The following is a 15,469-nucleotide window of genomic DNA, read 5'->3' as shown; positions in this document are numbered from 1 at the left end:
GGACAGGGCCTGCGTGGCGACCAGAAACGCGAAGGGCGCGGCTAAGCCGCGCCCTCCGGGCAACGCGTTACTCGCCCTGTCGGGCCGGAGCGTCGAGCTCGAACGCGGTGTGCAGCGCGCGCACGGCCAGCTCCAGGTACTTCTCTTCAATGACCACCGAGACCTTGATTTCGGAGGTGGAGATCATCTGGATGTTGATGCTCTCCTTGGCCAGGGCTTCGAACATGCGGCTGGCAACGCCCGCGTGGGAGCGCATGCCGACGCCGACGATCGAGACCTTGGCGATCTTGGTATCGCCGATCACTTCACGTGCACCGATTTCACGTGCGGTGTTTTCCAGCACGCTGTAGGCCTTCTCGTACTCGTTGCGGTGCACGGTGAAGGTGAAGTCGGTGGTGTTATCGTGCGAGACGTTCTGCACGATCATGTCCACTTCGATGTTCGAAGCGCTGATCGGGCCGAGGATCTTGAAGGCAACGCCGGGGGTGTCCGGCACGCCACGAATGGTCAGCTTGGCCTCATCACGGTTGAAGGCGATACCGGAAATGATCGGCTGTTCCATGGATTCCTCTTCATCAATGGTAATGAGGGTACCTGGACCCTCCTTGAAGCTGTGCAGCACGCGCAGCGGAACGTTGTACTTGCCGGCAAACTCGACCGAACGGATCTGCAGCACCTTGGAACCGAGGCTGGCCATTTCCAGCATCTCTTCAAAGGTGATCTTCTCCAGGCGCTGCGCTTGCGGCACGACGCGCGGGTCGGTGGTGTAGACGCCATCGACGTCTGTGTAGATCTGGCACTCGTCAGCCTTGAGCGCAGCCGCCAGGGCTACGCCGGTGGTGTCGGAGCCACCACGGCCAAGGGTGGTGATGCTGCCGTGCTCGTCGACGCCCTGGAAACCGGCCACCACGACCACGCGGCCTTCCTTGAGGTCGGCACGGATCTTCTGGTCGTCGATCTGCAGGATGCGCGCCTTGTTGTGCGCGCTGTCGGTGAGGATGCGCACCTGGTTGCCGGTGTAGGACACCGCTGGCACACCACGCTTGATCAAGGCCATGGTCAGCAGGGCAATGGTGACCTGCTCGCCGGTCGACACGATCACATCCAGTTCACGCGGAACCGGCTGATCGGTGATCTGCTTGGCCAGATCGATCAGGCGATTGGTTTCACCGCTCATGGCCGACAGCACAACCACCAGGTCGTCGCCCGCTTCACGGTGTTTCTTGACCTTTTCGGCTACCTGCTCGATCCGCTCGATGGAACCGACAGAGGTGCCGCCAAATTTCTGTACGATCAACGCCATTTCAATGGTGCCTCAGCCCGTACCGGGCCTCAAAAAAACCATCCAACATGAAGGGGCGAGTGACTAGACCACCCGCCCCCTCATCTCAAAGTCCCTGCTCTGCGAACGGTACGGCCAGCGCCAGGGCCTGGTCCAGTGCAGCGACGTCGACGCCACCACCCTGGGCCATGTCCGGACGGCCACCGCCCTTGCCACCCACTGCCGCAGCGGCTTGTTTCATCAGGTCACCAGCCTTGAGTTGGCTGGAGAGGTCCTTGGTCACGCCGGCCACCAGCACGACCTTGCCCTCATGCTCGCTGCCCAGCAGGATCACTGCGTGGCCGAGCTTGTTCTTCAGCTGATCGACCAGCGCCAGCAGTGCCTTGCCATCCTGCCCATCCAGGCGGGCGGCAAGCACCTTGGCACCCTTGACCTCAACGGCCGCATTGGAGAGATCGTCCCCGGCGGCGCTGGCGGCCTTGGCCTGCAGCTGTTCGAGCTGCTTTTCCAGCTGACGGTTGCGCTCGAGCACAGCCGACAGCTTGTCGATCAGGTTGTCACGGTTGCCCTTGACCAGCTGCGCGGCTTCCTTGACCTGCTCTTCGGCAGCGTTCAGGTAGGCCAGTGCAGCGGCACCGGTAACCGCTTCGATGCGGCGCACGCCCGAGGCCACGCCGCCTTCGCTGATGATCTTGAACAGGCTGATATCGCCGGTGCGCTTGGCGTGGATACCGCCGCACAGCTCGACGGAGAAGTCGCCGCCCATGCTCAGCACGCGCACGGTATCACCGTACTTCTCGCCGAACAGGGCCATGGCCCCCTTGGCCTTGGCGGTTTCGATATCGGTCAGCTCGGTTTCAACCGGGGTGTTCTTGCGCACTTCGCGGTTGACGATGTCTTCCAGGGCCTTGATTTGCGCAGGCGATACCGCTTCGAAGTGGCTGAAGTCGAAACGCAGGCGCTGGCTGTCGACCAGCGAGCCCTTCTGCTGTACGTGCTCGCCCAGTACCTGACGCAGCGCTTCGTGCAGCAGGTGGGTGGCCGAGTGGTTCAGCGAGGTGGCGTGCTGCACGTCGGCATCGACCTTGGCCTCGACGGGCGAGCCAATGACCAGCGCACCGCTGGCGACCACGCCGTGGTGCAGGAAGGCGCCGCCGGTCTTGGTGGTGTCGCGCACGTCGAAGCGCGCAGCGCCGGCCTGCAGGAAGCCGCTGTCACCGACCTGGCCACCGGATTCGGCGTAGAACGGGGTGCGGTCGAGGACCACGACGCCCTGCTCGCCTTCGCCCAGCTGGTCGACGGCCTGGCCGTCCTTGTACAGGGCGATGATCTTGCCCTGGCCTTCGGTGGCGTCATAACCGAGGAACTCGGTGGCGCTGTCAACCTTAACCAGGCTGTTGTAGTCCATGCCGAAGCTGCTGGCGGAACGGGCACGCTCGCGCTGGGCCTCCATTTCACGCTCGAAGCCGGCTTCGTCGATGGTCAGCTCGCGCTCGCGGGCGATGTCGGCAGTCAGGTCCATCGGGAACCCGTAGGTGTCGTACAGCTTGAACACCACGTCACCCGGGACCACCTCGCCCTTGAGCTGGGCCAGGTCCTGCTCAAGGATGCGCAGGCCCTGCTCCAGGGTCTTGGCAAACTGTTCTTCTTCAGCCTTGAGCACGCGCTCGATGTGCGCCTGCTGGCTCTGCAGCTCCGGGAAGGCCTCGCCCATCTCGGCAGCCAGGGCGGCGACGATCTGGTAGAAGAAGCTGCCCTTGGCGCCCAGCTTGTTGCCGTGACGGCAAGCGCGGCGAATGATGCGGCGCAGCACGTAGCCACGGCCTTCGTTGGACGGCAGCACACCGTCGGCAATCAGGAAGCCGCAGGAACGGATGTGGTCGGCAACCACTTTCAGCGAAGCCTGGCCATCGTTGCTGCAACCGATGGCCTTGGCCGCGGCAGACAGCAGGTTCTGGAACAGGTCGATCTCGTAGTTCGAGTGCACGTGCTGCATGACCGCACTGATGCGCTCCAGGCCCATGCCGGTGTCCACCGACGGCGCTGGCAGCGGGTGCAGCACGCCGTCGGCGGTGCGGTTGAACTGCATGAAGACGTTGTTCCAGATCTCGATGTAGCGGTCGCCGTCTTCTTCTGGCGAGCCGGGTGGGCCGCCCCAGATGTCGGCGCCGTGGTCGTAGAAGATCTCGGTGCAAGGGCCGCACGGGCCGGTGTCACCCATGGTCCAGAAGTTGTCGGAAGCGTACGGGGCGCCTTTGTTGTCACCGATGCGCACCATGCGCTCGGCCGGCACGCCGACTTCCTTGGTCCAGATGTCGTAGGCTTCGTCGTCAGAGGCGTAGACGGTGACCCAGAGCTTTTCCTTGGGCAGGTTCAGCCAATTGTCGGAGGTCAGGAAGGTCCAGGCGAAGGTGATCGCGTCGCGCTTGAAGTAGTCACCGAAGCTGAAGTTGCCCAGCATTTCGAAGAAGGTGTGGTGACGCGCGGTGTAGCCGACGTTTTCCAGGTCGTTGTGCTTGCCACCGGCACGCACGCACTTCTGGCTGCTGACAGCGCGGGTGTAGGCACGCTTCTCGGCACCGAGGAAGCAGTCCTTGAACTGGTTCATGCCAGCGTTGGTGAACAGCAGGGTCGGGTCGTTGTTCGGGATCAGCGAACTGGAGGCGACTCGGGTATGGCCCTGCTCTTCGAAGAAGCGAAGGAAGGCTTCACGGATTTCTGCGCTTTTCATAGGTTCTTCCACGGAAACGGCGGCCCTTGGGGGCAAACACGTCGACGAAACGACGGCAAAGGGCCGCATTATATCGGTCCTGCAAGCAAGGTGCAGTGTGTTTATGCGATAGAAAGCGTCGATTGGACGGCTTTTAAGGCGCTTGCAAACGAAAATGACATGAGCGGATGCTAAATGCAGCCTTTCGCCACTGGCAAGCCAATTACCGCCCAAGGGAAGGGAAAATGGAACAGGCGGTGAATTAAAAGGTTTTCATCCGCGATCGGATCCGAAAAGCAGCCGCCTTTTCAGCGGCGGCCACGGTTTCAGCCCAGGCGCTGCCCCGAATCAGGCACGATCAGGATGCCGGCGCGCAGGCCATTCTTGACCCTGGGGTTAGGGAAGATGATGCGGGCCCCCTCCTCTTCGACCACCCAGCGCATCTCTGCCAGGTCCTCGGCCAGCAGGTAACCCTTGCTCAGCTCGGAGAAGTTCTCGATGTCCGCTGGCAGGTGCAGGTGGAAGCTGTCGCTGTGCTTGATGATCTCACGGGCGACGCTGAACAGCTTCAGGCCGTGCAGCGAAACGTCGATCTCGGGCTCGGTACCCTCGATGATCTGAATCAATCGCCCTTCGAGCTTGTCGAGGTTGACCTGCTCGTTCTGCCCGAATGGCCGCGCCTTGCCCAACTCCAGGGTGAACGCCTCGGCATCCAGCTGCTCGTAGGTGAAGGCACTGAAGGTGATCGATGACTTGCTCTGCAACAGCACCGCCTCCATGCCAGCTGCCGCCAGGCGAGCCAGCTCGCGGCGGGAATGCTTGCGGCCCTCCTTGTAAGGGTACAGGGCGAACTGCTCGATCTTCGAGCCACGGATGGCAGTATGCAGGTCGTAATGCAGGCGGGTGCGCTCAGGCTTGCTGAAGAACACCCGGGCGAACTGTTCCAGCTCGGCCGCACGCAATGCCTCGAAGCCACTGGAGAGCTCGTGACGACCGTTGAACAGCCGGTTGATGTCCTGTTCGACGAAACGCTCACCCTTGCGGATGGCGACCGGGTTGCCGAACAGGAACAGAATCCGCGCACGCGGCTTGATCTTGCCGTTGGCCACGCCGTGCAGGAGCCTTTCGAGCAGCTCGATCGGCGCCGTTTCGTTGCCGTGGATACCGGCCGAGAGCAGCAGGTCCAGCCCACAATCCTCGCTTTCGGGCGGGCGCACTTCCAGTGCGCCCTCCCCCAGCCAGCGCAACCGCACGCCCTTGGGTGTCACTTGAGTCTTCTCGGCCGGCTCGTGATCGGTCAGGGTCAGCTCGAGCAATTTGCCAAGGGCGAGCATAGGCGCTTCCTTAGTGGTGGTGGCCGCAGTCGGGGCCATGGACGTGATCGTCATCTTCGCCGACTTCCGCCGGTTCCATTTCCAGCTGCAGGCTGACCAGGTTGGTGGCCATCGGGCGCAGCAGCAGGTTGGCGTATTCAGCATCACCCTCCTCGACATCCACGCCGATCAGCAGCTGGCCACGGCCGTCCTGCTGAACCCACACTTCCTTGCCTTGCCAGACAATGGCAAAACGGGTGCAGGAGGTTTCCAGCTGGGTGCCGTCTACATCTTCGAGGATCAGGCGCAGGGCGTCGGTCATTGCAAATTCTCTCTTCAAGGTTGGCGTTGGAACGGGTACACCGAACCCAACTTCAGGATCTGGGTCAATTCATCCAGTGCGGTACGGCACTCCAGCAGCAGCTGCGGGTCGGCAAGGTCGGCTTCGCCAAGGCGATCTCGGTAATGCTTGTCGACCCACTGCACCAGGGTGTCGTACAGCGGGGCGGTCATGATAACGCCTGGATTGACCGCCGCCAGTTCCGATTCCTTCAATGCCACGCGCAAACGCAGGCAAGCCGGGCCACCGCCGTTCTGCATGCTCTGCTTGAGGTCGAACACCTTGACCTCCTTCACCGCGCCGCCCTGGGCAGTCAACTGGCCGAGGTAGGCCCAGACCCGCTCGTTGTTGCGGCACTCTTCCGGCACCACCAGCAGCATCGAGCCATCGTCACGGCTGAGCAGCTGGCTGTTGAACAGGTAGGAGCGCACCGCATCTTCTACCGCCACCGCCGCACGCGGCACACGGATGGCCTGGAAGTTGCCACCCTTGCTGGCCAGTTTAGCCTGCAGTTGGCCAAGCACCGCGTCGGTCTCGAGGAAAGCGTCCTCGTGGTAGAACAGCACTTCACCGTTACCGACCGAAATCACATCGTTGTGGAACACCCCTTGGTCGATCACCGCCGGGTTCTGTTGAGCGTAGACCACACCGTCAGCGCTCAGGCCGTGCAGCCTGGCCACCGCCTGGGAGGCCTCCAGGGTCTGCCGCGCCGGGTACTTCTGCGGTGCGGGGTAGCGGCTGTCGAAGGCACTGCGGCCATAGACGAAGAACTCTACCCCGGCTTCGCCGTATTCGCGGCAGAAGCGCGTGTGGTTCGCCGCACCCTCGTCGCCGAACTGTGCCACGGCAGGCAGGGCTTCATGGTGGGCAAAGTGTTTCTCGTTGTTGAACATCGCCGCCAGCACGCGGCTGGTGGTCGGGTGCTCGATGCTGCGGTGGTACTTGCAGTTGAGGTTGGCGGCAGTGAAGTGCACGCGACCATCGGCGGTGTCGGCACTCGGGCTGACGGTGGCGGCGTTGGCCACCCACATGCTCGAGGCCGAGCAGCTGGCGACCAGCAGTGGCATGGCCTCCTTGGCCGCACGCTGAATCACCTCGGCATCGCTGCCGCTGAAACCCAGGCGGCGCAGGGCAGCCACGTCCGGACGCTCCTGCGGCGCCAGCACGCCCTGCTTGAAGCCCATGTCGGCCAGCGCTTTCATCTTGGCCAGGCCCTGGCGCGCCGCTTCGCGCGGGTTGGAGCCTTGCTGGCTGTTGCTCTGCGAAGCCACGTTACCGTAGGACAGGCCGCCGTAGTTGTGGGTAGGCCCCACCAGGCCATCAAAATTCACTTCATAGGATTTCATCGGCTAGGCTCCGTGACCTGTTGTTATAGGGTGACGCCCGGCGTCAGGGTCGCCGGCAGGGCAAGGCTGGCGGTCTCCAGCGAAGCCACGGGGTAAGCGCAGTAATCGGCTGCGTAGTAGGCACTGGCGCGGTGGTTGCCACTGGCGCCCACGCCACCAAACGGCGCACTGCTGGCGGCGCCGGTCAGCTGCTTGTTCCAGTTGACGATCCCGGCACGGCTGCGCAACCAGAAGTACTGGTAGCGCGCACGGGAATCGGACAGCAAGCCGGCGGCCAGGCCGTATTGAGTGTTGTTGGCCTCGTCGATGGCGGCATCGAAGTCGGCGTAGCGGATGACCTGCAGCAGCGGGCCGAAAAACTCTTCGTCAGGGCGCTCGGCCACGGCCGTGACATCGAGAATGCCGGGCGTCAGCAGCGCGGCGCCGGCCTGCGGCTGGGTCATGGCCAGCAGCTTCACGGCGCCCTTGGCCAACAGTTCGGCCTGGGCCGCGATCAGTGCCTGCGCTGCCTGCAGCGAAATCACCGAGCCCATGAACGGCGCGGGCTGCTGGTCGAAGGCACCGACGGTAATGCTCCGGCACACCTCGACCAGCCGCGCGATCAGCGCATCGCCCCAGGCGCCCTGCGGCACCAGCAGGCGGCGCGCACAGGTGCAGCGCTGGCCAGCAGAGATGAATGCCGACTGGATAATGGTGTACACCGCGGCATCAAGGTCCTTGACCTCATCCACCAGCAGCGGGTTGTTACCGCCCATTTCCAGGGCGAGGATCTTGTCCGGGCGGCCGGCGAACTGCTGGTGCAAGAGGTTGCCGGTGCGGCTGGAGCCCGTGAAGAACAGACCGTCGATACCCGGGTTGGCAGCCAGCGCCACGCCGGTTTCCCGGGCGCCTTGAACCAGGTTGAGCACACCAGCCGGCAGGCCGGCGGCGATCCAGCAGTTGACCGTCAGTTCGGCGACCTTGGGGGTCAGCTCGCTGGGTTTGAACACCACGCAGTTGCCCGCCAGCAGCGCCGGCACGATATGGCCATTGGGCAAATGACCGGGGAAGTTGTAAGGGCCGAACACCGCCACCACGCCATGGGGCTTGTGCCGCAGCACCGCCGTGGCATCGGCCAGCGGGCCGCTCTTTTCGCCGGTACGCTCACGGTAGCTCTGCACCGAGATCGCCACCTTGTTGACCATGCTGGTCACTTCCGTGGCCGATTCCCACAGCGGCTTGCCGGTTTCCTCACCGATGCAGTGGGCCAGCGCCTCGGCATGCTGCTTCAGCTGCTCGGCGAATTTCTCCAGCACGTCGATACGCGCTTCCAGGCTCAGTTGCGCCCAGGCCGTGAATGCCTGGCGGGCCGCCTTGACGGCTGCGTCAACCTGGCCCGCATCGGCGCCCTGCCCTTGCCAGACCACTGCCTGAGTCACCGGGTTGAGCGACTGCAGGGCTTCGCCCTGGCCAGCCAGCCAGTTGCCTGCGATGTAATGTGTGGTCATTTACTGGGCCTCCCGGCTTGCCGACAGCGGCACGGCGCGCACGTTGTCGCCGGCGCCCATGCGCAGGCGCTTGGCGGTCTGCGGGTCGACCACCAGGGTGCCTGCGGCCAGGCGCGCTGGCGCGGCAGTAATGCGGCAGTCGTCGCGCTTGCGGTTGTGGATGATGTAAGGGGTCGCGTCATCGCCCGGCGTACCCACGGCCAGCACGAGGGTCTCGCTGTCGCGCACGGCGCGGATCTTCGAGGTCTCGCATTCGATGGCCGGGCCGGCGTCGAAGATGTCGACATAGCCCTGGTAGCTGAAGCCTTCCTGCTTGAGCATCGCCAGCGCAGGCTCGGTGTCGGTGTGCACACGGCCGATGACATTGCGCGCGGCTTCGGACAGGAAGCAGGTGTACAGCGGGAACTTGGGCATCAGCTCGGCAATGAACGACTTGTTGCCCACGCCGGTGAGGTAGTCGGCCTGGCTGAACTCCATCTTGAAGAAGTGCCGGCCCAGGCTTTCCCAGAACGGCGAACGGCCTTGCTCGTCGGACATGCCGCGCATTTCGGCGATGATCTTGTTGCCGAACAGCTCAGGGAACTCGGCAATGAACAGCATGCGCGCACGCGACAGCAGGCGGCCGTTGAGCCCGGAGCGGTAATCACTGCGCAGGAACAGCGAGCACAGCTCGGAGTTGCCGGTCAGGTCGTTGGCCAGGAACAGCGTGGGGATTTCGCGGTAGATCTTCAGCTCCTGGGAGGCACTGACTGTCAGGCCGACCCGGTAGTTGTACCAAGGCTCACGCAGGCCCACGGCACCGGCGATGGCGCTGATGCCGACCACCAGGCCTTCGTCGTTCTCCAGCACGAACAGGTAGTCGGTGTCGCCACGCTCGGCTTCGCCACGGAAGCTCTTCTCGGCCCAGCCGACACGGTGGCCGAGGCGCTCCTCGTTGGCCGGCAGGGTGGTCAACCCAGTGGTGCCGGTGCTGCGGGCCAATTCGATCAGCGCGGGTAAATCGCTGCTGCGTACAGGACGAACGATCATGCTATCTCCTTGTGCGGCGGCCAGTGCCTGCCGCGAAACTCAACGTTCCGGCTTGTGCGAAGCTCAGGCTGCGACCAAGCGCACGCTGGCGCCCTCGCCTACCCCCAGGGCCTCGGCCGCCTGGCTGCTCAGGCTGACCGGCTTGCCCGGCACCCAGTCCAGCTCCAGCAGCACTGCGCGGTAATCCTGCAACTGGCCGTTGCACACCAGGTACGGGCGCCCGCCCTTGACCGGGGTGTCGTCGACCTTGACCGGCACCACACGGCTCTGGGCGATCGAACGGATGCCCGAGGTTCGCGCATGCAAGGTCGGCCCGCCGTCAAAGATGTCGATGTAGTGCTCGGTCTCGAAGCCTTCGCGCATGAGGATGTCGAAGGTGATCTGCGCCCGCGGGTGCACCTGGCCCATGGCTTCCTGGGCTTCATCCGGCAGCAGCGGCACGTAGATCGGATAATGCGGCATCAGCTCGGCGAGGAAGGTGCGGCTCTTCAGGCCGCACAGGCGCTCGGCATGGGCGTAGTTGAGGTCGAAGAAGTTCCGACCGATGGCATCCCAGAACGGCGATTCGCCCTGCTCGTCGCTGTAGCCGACGATTTCGGTGACCACCGAATCGGCGAAGCGCTCCGGGTGCGAGGCCATGAACAGCAGGCGGCCACGGGAGTTGAGCTCGGCCCAGCCACTGTTCACCAGCTCCGGCAACACATAGAAGCTGGTCAGCAGGCTGTTGCCGGTGAGGTCGTGGCACAGCGACAGGACATGGATCTTGTTGTGGATCTTCAGCTCCCGCGAGGCGTGCACGAAGGTCTCGTTGCGGAAGCTGTAGAACGGCTCGGAATAGCCAGCCGAGGCAACGATGGCCGAGCAGCCGGCAAGCTGGCCAGTCTCGCTGTCTTCGAGCACGAAGAAGTAGCTCTCTTCACCGTTGAAACTGACCTCAGCAGCGAAGGAGGTTTCAGAGGCGGCAATCTTGTCGCCCAGGCGGGCGGCATCGTCCGGCAGCGAAGTGACACCAACGGGGCTGTCGGCAGCCATGCGCTGCACTTCGTTCAGATCCGCCATTTGCGCGGGGCGCATCACCAGCATGGTGTCACTCCTTTGGAAAAACGGGCCATTCAGGACGGCACGGAAAAACGGCGGGCACAGCGGCACCCGCACTGGAATTCAAGTTTCACCGACCCGGACCGGGTCGGCGAAAGGACCGCAGGCCGATCAGCCCTTGGTCAGTTGCGCCACAGCGCGTTCGAAGCGGTCCAGGCCTTCGTCGATGTCGGCATCTTCGACCACCAGGCTTGGCGCGAAGCGGACCACATCCGGGCCGGCCTGCAGCACCATCACGCCTTGTTTTTCAGCGGCGTTGAGCACGTCCTTGGCCTTGCCCTGCCAGGCTTCGGTCAGCACGCAGCCGATCAGCAGGCCGACGCCACGCACCTGGCTGAACAGGCCGTACTGCTGGCCGATCTTTTCCAGGCGGGACTTGAAACGCTCGTGTTTGGCCTTGATACCAGCCAGGGTTTCCGGGGTATTGACCACGTCCAGCACGGCGCAGGCGACGGCGCAGCCCAGCGGGTTGCCGCCATAGGTGGTGCCGTGGGTGCCGACGGCCAGGTGCTTGGCGATGTCGGTGGTGGTCAGCATGGCACCGATCGGGAAACCGCCGCCCAGGCTCTTGGCGCTGGTCAGGATGTCCGGGGTGACGCCGTAGTGCTGGTAGGCGTACAGCGAGCCGGTGCGGCCGACGCCGGTCTGCACTTCGTCGAAGATCAGCAGGGCGTTGTGCTCGTCGCACAGCTTGCGCGCGCCTTCCAGGTAGGCCTTGTCGGCCGGCACCACACCGCTCTCGCCCTGGATCGGTTCGATCACCACGGCGCAGGTCTTGTCGGAAATCTGTGCCTTCAGCGCTTCCAGGTCGTTGTAGGGCACGTGGCTGATGCCGGTGATCTTCGGGCCGAAGCCGTCGGAGTACTTCGGCTGGCCACCGACGCTGACGGTGAACAGGGTGCGACCGTGGAAGCTGTTCACGGTGGCGATGATTTCGTGCTTCTCAGGGCCGAAGCGGTCGTGGGCGACCCGACGGGCCAGCTTGAAAGCGGCCTCGTTCGACTCGGCGCCGGAGTTGCAGAAGAACGCACGGTCGGCAAAGGTGGCGTCGACCAGTTTGTGCGCCAGGCGCAGGGCCGGCTCGTTGGTGAAGACGTTGGATACGTGCCAGAGGGTGTTGGCCTGTTCGGTCAGGGCCTTGACCAGTGCCGGGTGGCAATGGCCCAGGGCATTCACCGCGATACCGCCGGCAAAGTCGATGAGCTCGCGGCCCGACTGGTCCCAGACGCGGGAACCCTCGCCTCGCACAGGAATGAAGGCCGCCGGAGAATAATTGGGGACCATGACCTGGTCGAAATCGGCACGTTGCACCGGGGCTTGCTCAACGGACATCTGAGTCTCCTGAAGAGGAACGCTGGCCTGGAAGTGGCGAGCGATGGGGGGATTGTAAGGACTGATCCGCGCCTGTCCTTGCGGCCAAGCGACAACTTGTTACAGCGCAAAACCCAGTTTTACCCAGGCTTTCGGCAATGCGACAAACACTGTCGCAATCGCGCAGTGTACGGGAGAGAGGGGGCTGGGTGAACGGGTGTGCACATTAACAAAGGGCCGGCACAGGAGAAGGAAATATCAGCCCTTTTCAGCGGGCGCCGAGCTCAGTTCGAACGGGCTGCTGCTGCGCCGCTGGTTGCGGTCTTCCCGCGGCGTCGCGCCGAAGAAATTGCGATAGGCACTGGAAAAATGCGGCCCTGAGGAAAAACCACAGGACAACCCGATCTGGATGATCGACTTGCTGGTCTGCATCAGCATCTGCCGCGCCTTGTTCAGCCGCAGCTCCAGGTAATACTGGCTCGGCACGCGGTTCAGGTACTGCTTGAAGATCCGCTCCAGCTGCCGGCGAGACACGCACACATGCTGGGCGATTTCGTCAGTGGTCAGCGGCTCTTCGATGTTGGCTTCCATCAACAGCACGGCCTGAGTCAGCTTCGGATGGCTCGACCCAAGGCGGTTCTGCAACGGAATGCGCTGGCGCTCGCCCCCTTCGCGAATGCGCTCGACCACCAGCTCCTCGGACACTGCCCCAGCCAGCTCCGCCCCGTGATCGCGGGCCAGTACCGCCAGCAGCAGGTCGGTCACGGCCATGCCACCGCAGGCAGTCAGGCGATCACGGTCCCAGTCGAACAAGTGGCTGGTGGCGATCACCTTGGGGAAGCGCTCGGCAAAGTCGTCCTGCCAGCGCCAATGCACCGCAGCGCGATAACCGTCGAGCAGGCCAAGCATGGCCAGCGGATACACCCCGGCGGACAGGCCACCGATCAGGCAACCACTGCGCGCCAGCTGCTTGAGCGCCGCCGACAGCGCCGAACCCACTGCCTGGGGCAGATCGTCGGCCAGCAGGAACAATTTTTGGCAGCCTTCCAGGCGCCCGTTCCATGGCTCGCCCGGCAAACGCCAGGCGCCCTCCACGGCAGGCTCCGCCTGGAGGAAGACGGTCTCGTAGACCACTTCCGGGTGCACCCGCTGGGCGACCAGCAACACTTCCTCCGCCAGCGCCAGGGTCAAAGGCTTGGTACTTGGCCAGATGAGAAAACCGATTCGCTGGGTGGTCATAGGGTGCGGTCCGAAACCTGGGTTCGTTCGAGTCTGTGGCGCCGGGTCAGGCTGCGCTCGCTGCGCAGCATGCCCTATTCTGGTGCAAAGGTGCAGCCTTTTACTTCAGGCTGCCGGAGAGGAACTGCTTGAGCCGCTCCGATTGCGGGTTGGCCAGCACTTCACGCGGGCAACCGGTTTCTTCGACCAGGCCTTTGTGCAGGAACACCAGCTGGTTCGACACTTCACGGGCAAAGCCCATTTCGTGGGTCACCACGACCATGGTCCGGCCTTCCTGGGCCAGGGCCTGCATGACCTTGAGCACATCACCCACCAGCTCGGGGTCGAGCGCCGAGGTCGGTTCGTCGAACAACATGACCTCTGGCTCCATGGCCAGGGCCCGGGCAATCGCCACGCGCTGCTGTTCACCGCCGGACATGTGCCCAGGGAAGGCGTCCTTGCGGTGGGCCACACCCACCTTGGCCAGGTAGTGCTCGGCCTTCTCCAGGGCCTCCTTCTTGTTCATCCCCAGCACGTGCACCGGTGCTTCGATGATGTTCTCCAGCGCGGTCATGTGCGACCACAGGTTGAAGTGCTGGAACACCATCGACAGGCGCGAGCGCATGCGCTGCAACTGGCGCGGGTCGGAGGCCTTGAGCGCGCCATCCTTGCCCGGCACCAGCTTGAGCTCTTCATTGTTGAGCAGAATCTTGCCTGCATGCGGCTGCTCGAGCAGGTTGATGCAGCGCAGGAAGGTCGACTTGCCCGAACCGCTGGAGCCGATGATGCTGATCACATCGCCTGCTTTCGCCGCCAGGGACACGCCCTTGAGTACTTCATGGCTGCCGTAGCGCTTGTGCAGGTCTTTGACTTCGAGTTTGTACATGCTGTCGGTTCTCACAGAGCGTTCAGTGCTTGCGCGGCGCCAGGTAGCCGAGCCAGCGGCGTTCGGCCATCTTGAACAGGCGCACCAGGATGAAGGTCAGGCACAGGTAGAACACGCCCGCCGTGATGTAGGCCTCGAAAGGCAGGTAGTACTGGGCATTGACCGTGCGCGCGGCACCAGTGATGTCGATCAAGGTAACGATCGACGCCAGGCTGGTGGTCTGCAGCATCATGATCACTTCGTTGCTGTACTGCGGCAGTGCCCGGCGCAAGGCCGACGGCAGCAGGATGCGGCGGTACATCTTCATGCGTGACATGCCCATGGCCTTGGCCGCCTCGATCTCGCCATGGGGCGTGGCCTTGAGGCTGCCGGCGATGATTTCCGCGGTGTAGGCGCTGGTGTTGATGGCAAACGCCAGGCAGGCGCAGAAGGTCGCACTGGACAGCCACGGCCAGAAGATACTCTCGCGCACCGCCTCGAACTGAGCCAGGCCGTAGTAGATCAGGAACAGCTGCACCAGCATCGGCGTGCCACGGATGACGTAGGTATACAGCCACGCACCCATGTTCACCAGCGGCTGCTTGGACACCCGCATCAGGCCCAGCGGAACGGCCGCCAGCAGGCCGAACAGCAGCGACAGCGCCAGCAGCTTGAGGGTGGTCAGCAGGCCGCCGAGGTACAGCGGCATGGCTTCCCAGACGACGTTGTAGTCGAAAATCATAGTTCAGCCACCTTGACGCCTACCGAATAGCGGCGCTCCAGATACTTCAGCGCCAGCAGCGAAAGACTGGTGATCACCAGGTACAGCGCGGCCACGGCAAGGAAGAAGGTGAAAGGCTCGCGGGTGGCGTCAGCCGCCTGCTTGGCCTTGAACATCATATCCTGCAGGCCGACCACCGAAATCAGCGCCGTGGCCTTGGTCAGCACCAGCCAGTTGTTGGTGAAACCGGGAATGGCCAGGCGGATCATCTGCGGCACCTGGATGCGGAAGAACACCTGGCGCGCGCTCATGCCATAGGCCACGCCGGCTTCGGCCTGGCCCTTGGGGATACCGAGGAACGCACCACGGAAGGTTTCCGACAGGTACGCACCGAAAATGAAGCCCAGCGTGCCGATACCGGCCACCAGCGGATTCAGGTCGATGTAGTCGTCATAGCCGAGCAGCGGCGCCACCCGGTTGATGAGGTCCTGGCCGCCGTAGAAGATCAGCAGGATCAGGACCAGGTCGGGGATACCACGAATCACCGTGGAATACAGATCCCCCAGCCAGGCCAGCCAGCGCACCGGCGACAAACGCAGCGCCACGCCGATCAGGCCGAGGACGATGGCCAGGGCCATCGACGACAAGGCGAGCTGTAGCGTCAGCCACGCCCCGTCGAGGATGACTGCCCCATAGCCTTTCAACATGATTGGGATTCCTCAGGGCTTGGGAATGAAAAATGGTGCAAA

The 15,469-nt window shown here is 63.6% G+C and carries 13 protein-coding genes; all 13 read right to left on the bottom strand.

Annotation, left to right across the window (positions count from 1 at the left end):
• Positions 1-67 precede the first annotated feature (67 nt).
• Positions 68-1,303: an aspartate kinase gene (locus tag ABE528_RS20985; protein WP_099815407.1), complete on the bottom strand. Its 1,236-nt coding sequence runs from the start codon at positions 1,301-1,303 to the stop codon at positions 68-70.
• A gap of 85 nt (positions 1,304-1,388) precedes the next feature.
• The gene (gene alaS, locus ABE528_RS20980; RefSeq protein ID WP_346653967.1) at positions 1,389-4,013 is read right to left on the bottom strand and encodes an alanine--tRNA ligase; all 2,625 of its coding nucleotides are present in this window, start codon (positions 4,011-4,013) and stop codon (positions 1,389-1,391) included.
• Positions 4,014-4,318: 305 nt separating this feature from the next.
• Positions 4,319-5,326, bottom strand: a complete 1,008-nt coding sequence (gene astE / locus ABE528_RS20975; RefSeq protein WP_346653966.1) for a succinylglutamate desuccinylase — start codon at positions 5,324-5,326, stop codon at positions 4,319-4,321.
• A 10-nt stretch (positions 5,327-5,336) separates the two neighbouring features.
• Positions 5,337-5,627: a hypothetical protein gene (locus ABE528_RS20970; protein ID WP_027921097.1), complete on the bottom strand. Its 291-nt coding sequence runs from the start codon at positions 5,625-5,627 to the stop codon at positions 5,337-5,339.
• Positions 5,628-5,641: 14 nt separating this feature from the next.
• On the bottom strand, positions 5,642-6,991 hold the full coding sequence (astB, locus tag ABE528_RS20965) for an N-succinylarginine dihydrolase (protein WP_152956306.1): 1,350 nt from the start codon (positions 6,989-6,991) through the stop codon (positions 5,642-5,644).
• Positions 6,992-7,014: 23 nt separating this feature from the next.
• A complete protein-coding gene (gene astD, locus ABE528_RS20960; RefSeq protein ID WP_346653965.1) occupies positions 7,015-8,478 on the bottom strand; it encodes a succinylglutamate-semialdehyde dehydrogenase in 1,464 nt (487 codons plus the stop codon).
• A complete protein-coding gene (gene astA / locus ABE528_RS20955; protein ID WP_079229201.1) occupies positions 8,479-9,507 on the bottom strand; it encodes an arginine N-succinyltransferase in 1,029 nt (342 codons plus the stop codon).
• A gap of 63 nt (positions 9,508-9,570) precedes the next feature.
• Entirely contained in the window at positions 9,571-10,590 is a 1,020-nt protein-coding gene (aruF, locus tag ABE528_RS20950; RefSeq protein WP_103446428.1) for an arginine/ornithine succinyltransferase subunit alpha, read from the bottom strand.
• A gap of 126 nt (positions 10,591-10,716) precedes the next feature.
• Positions 10,717-11,937 carry an aspartate aminotransferase family protein gene (locus ABE528_RS20945; RefSeq protein ID WP_103446427.1) on the bottom strand — a complete coding sequence of 407 codons (1,221 nt, stop codon included), beginning with the start codon at positions 11,935-11,937 and terminating at the stop codon, positions 10,717-10,719.
• 237 nt (positions 11,938-12,174) lie between these two features.
• On the bottom strand, positions 12,175-13,155 hold the full coding sequence (gene argR / locus ABE528_RS20940; protein WP_152956309.1) for a transcriptional regulator ArgR: 981 nt from the start codon (positions 13,153-13,155) through the stop codon (positions 12,175-12,177).
• A 100-nt stretch (positions 13,156-13,255) separates the two neighbouring features.
• Entirely contained in the window at positions 13,256-14,020 is a 765-nt protein-coding gene (locus ABE528_RS20935; protein WP_152956310.1) for an ABC transporter ATP-binding protein, read from the bottom strand.
• A 22-nt stretch (positions 14,021-14,042) separates the two neighbouring features.
• The gene (locus ABE528_RS20930) at positions 14,043-14,741 is read right to left on the bottom strand and encodes an ABC transporter permease (protein ID WP_152956311.1); all 699 of its coding nucleotides are present in this window, start codon (positions 14,739-14,741) and stop codon (positions 14,043-14,045) included.
• On the bottom strand, positions 14,738-15,427 hold the full coding sequence (locus ABE528_RS20925) for an ABC transporter permease (protein ID WP_152956312.1): 690 nt from the start codon (positions 15,425-15,427) through the stop codon (positions 14,738-14,740). The genes ABE528_RS20930 and ABE528_RS20925 overlap by 4 nt, the downstream gene beginning before the upstream one ends.
• Between the last annotated feature and the right edge of the window lie 42 nt (positions 15,428-15,469).

Origin of the sequence: Pseudomonas sp. TWI628 (genome assembly GCF_039673865.1) — a bacterium.
Lineage (GTDB): Bacteria > Pseudomonadota > Gammaproteobacteria > Pseudomonadales > Pseudomonadaceae > Aquipseudomonas.
This window is presented reverse-complemented; position numbering and strand designations above follow the sequence as displayed.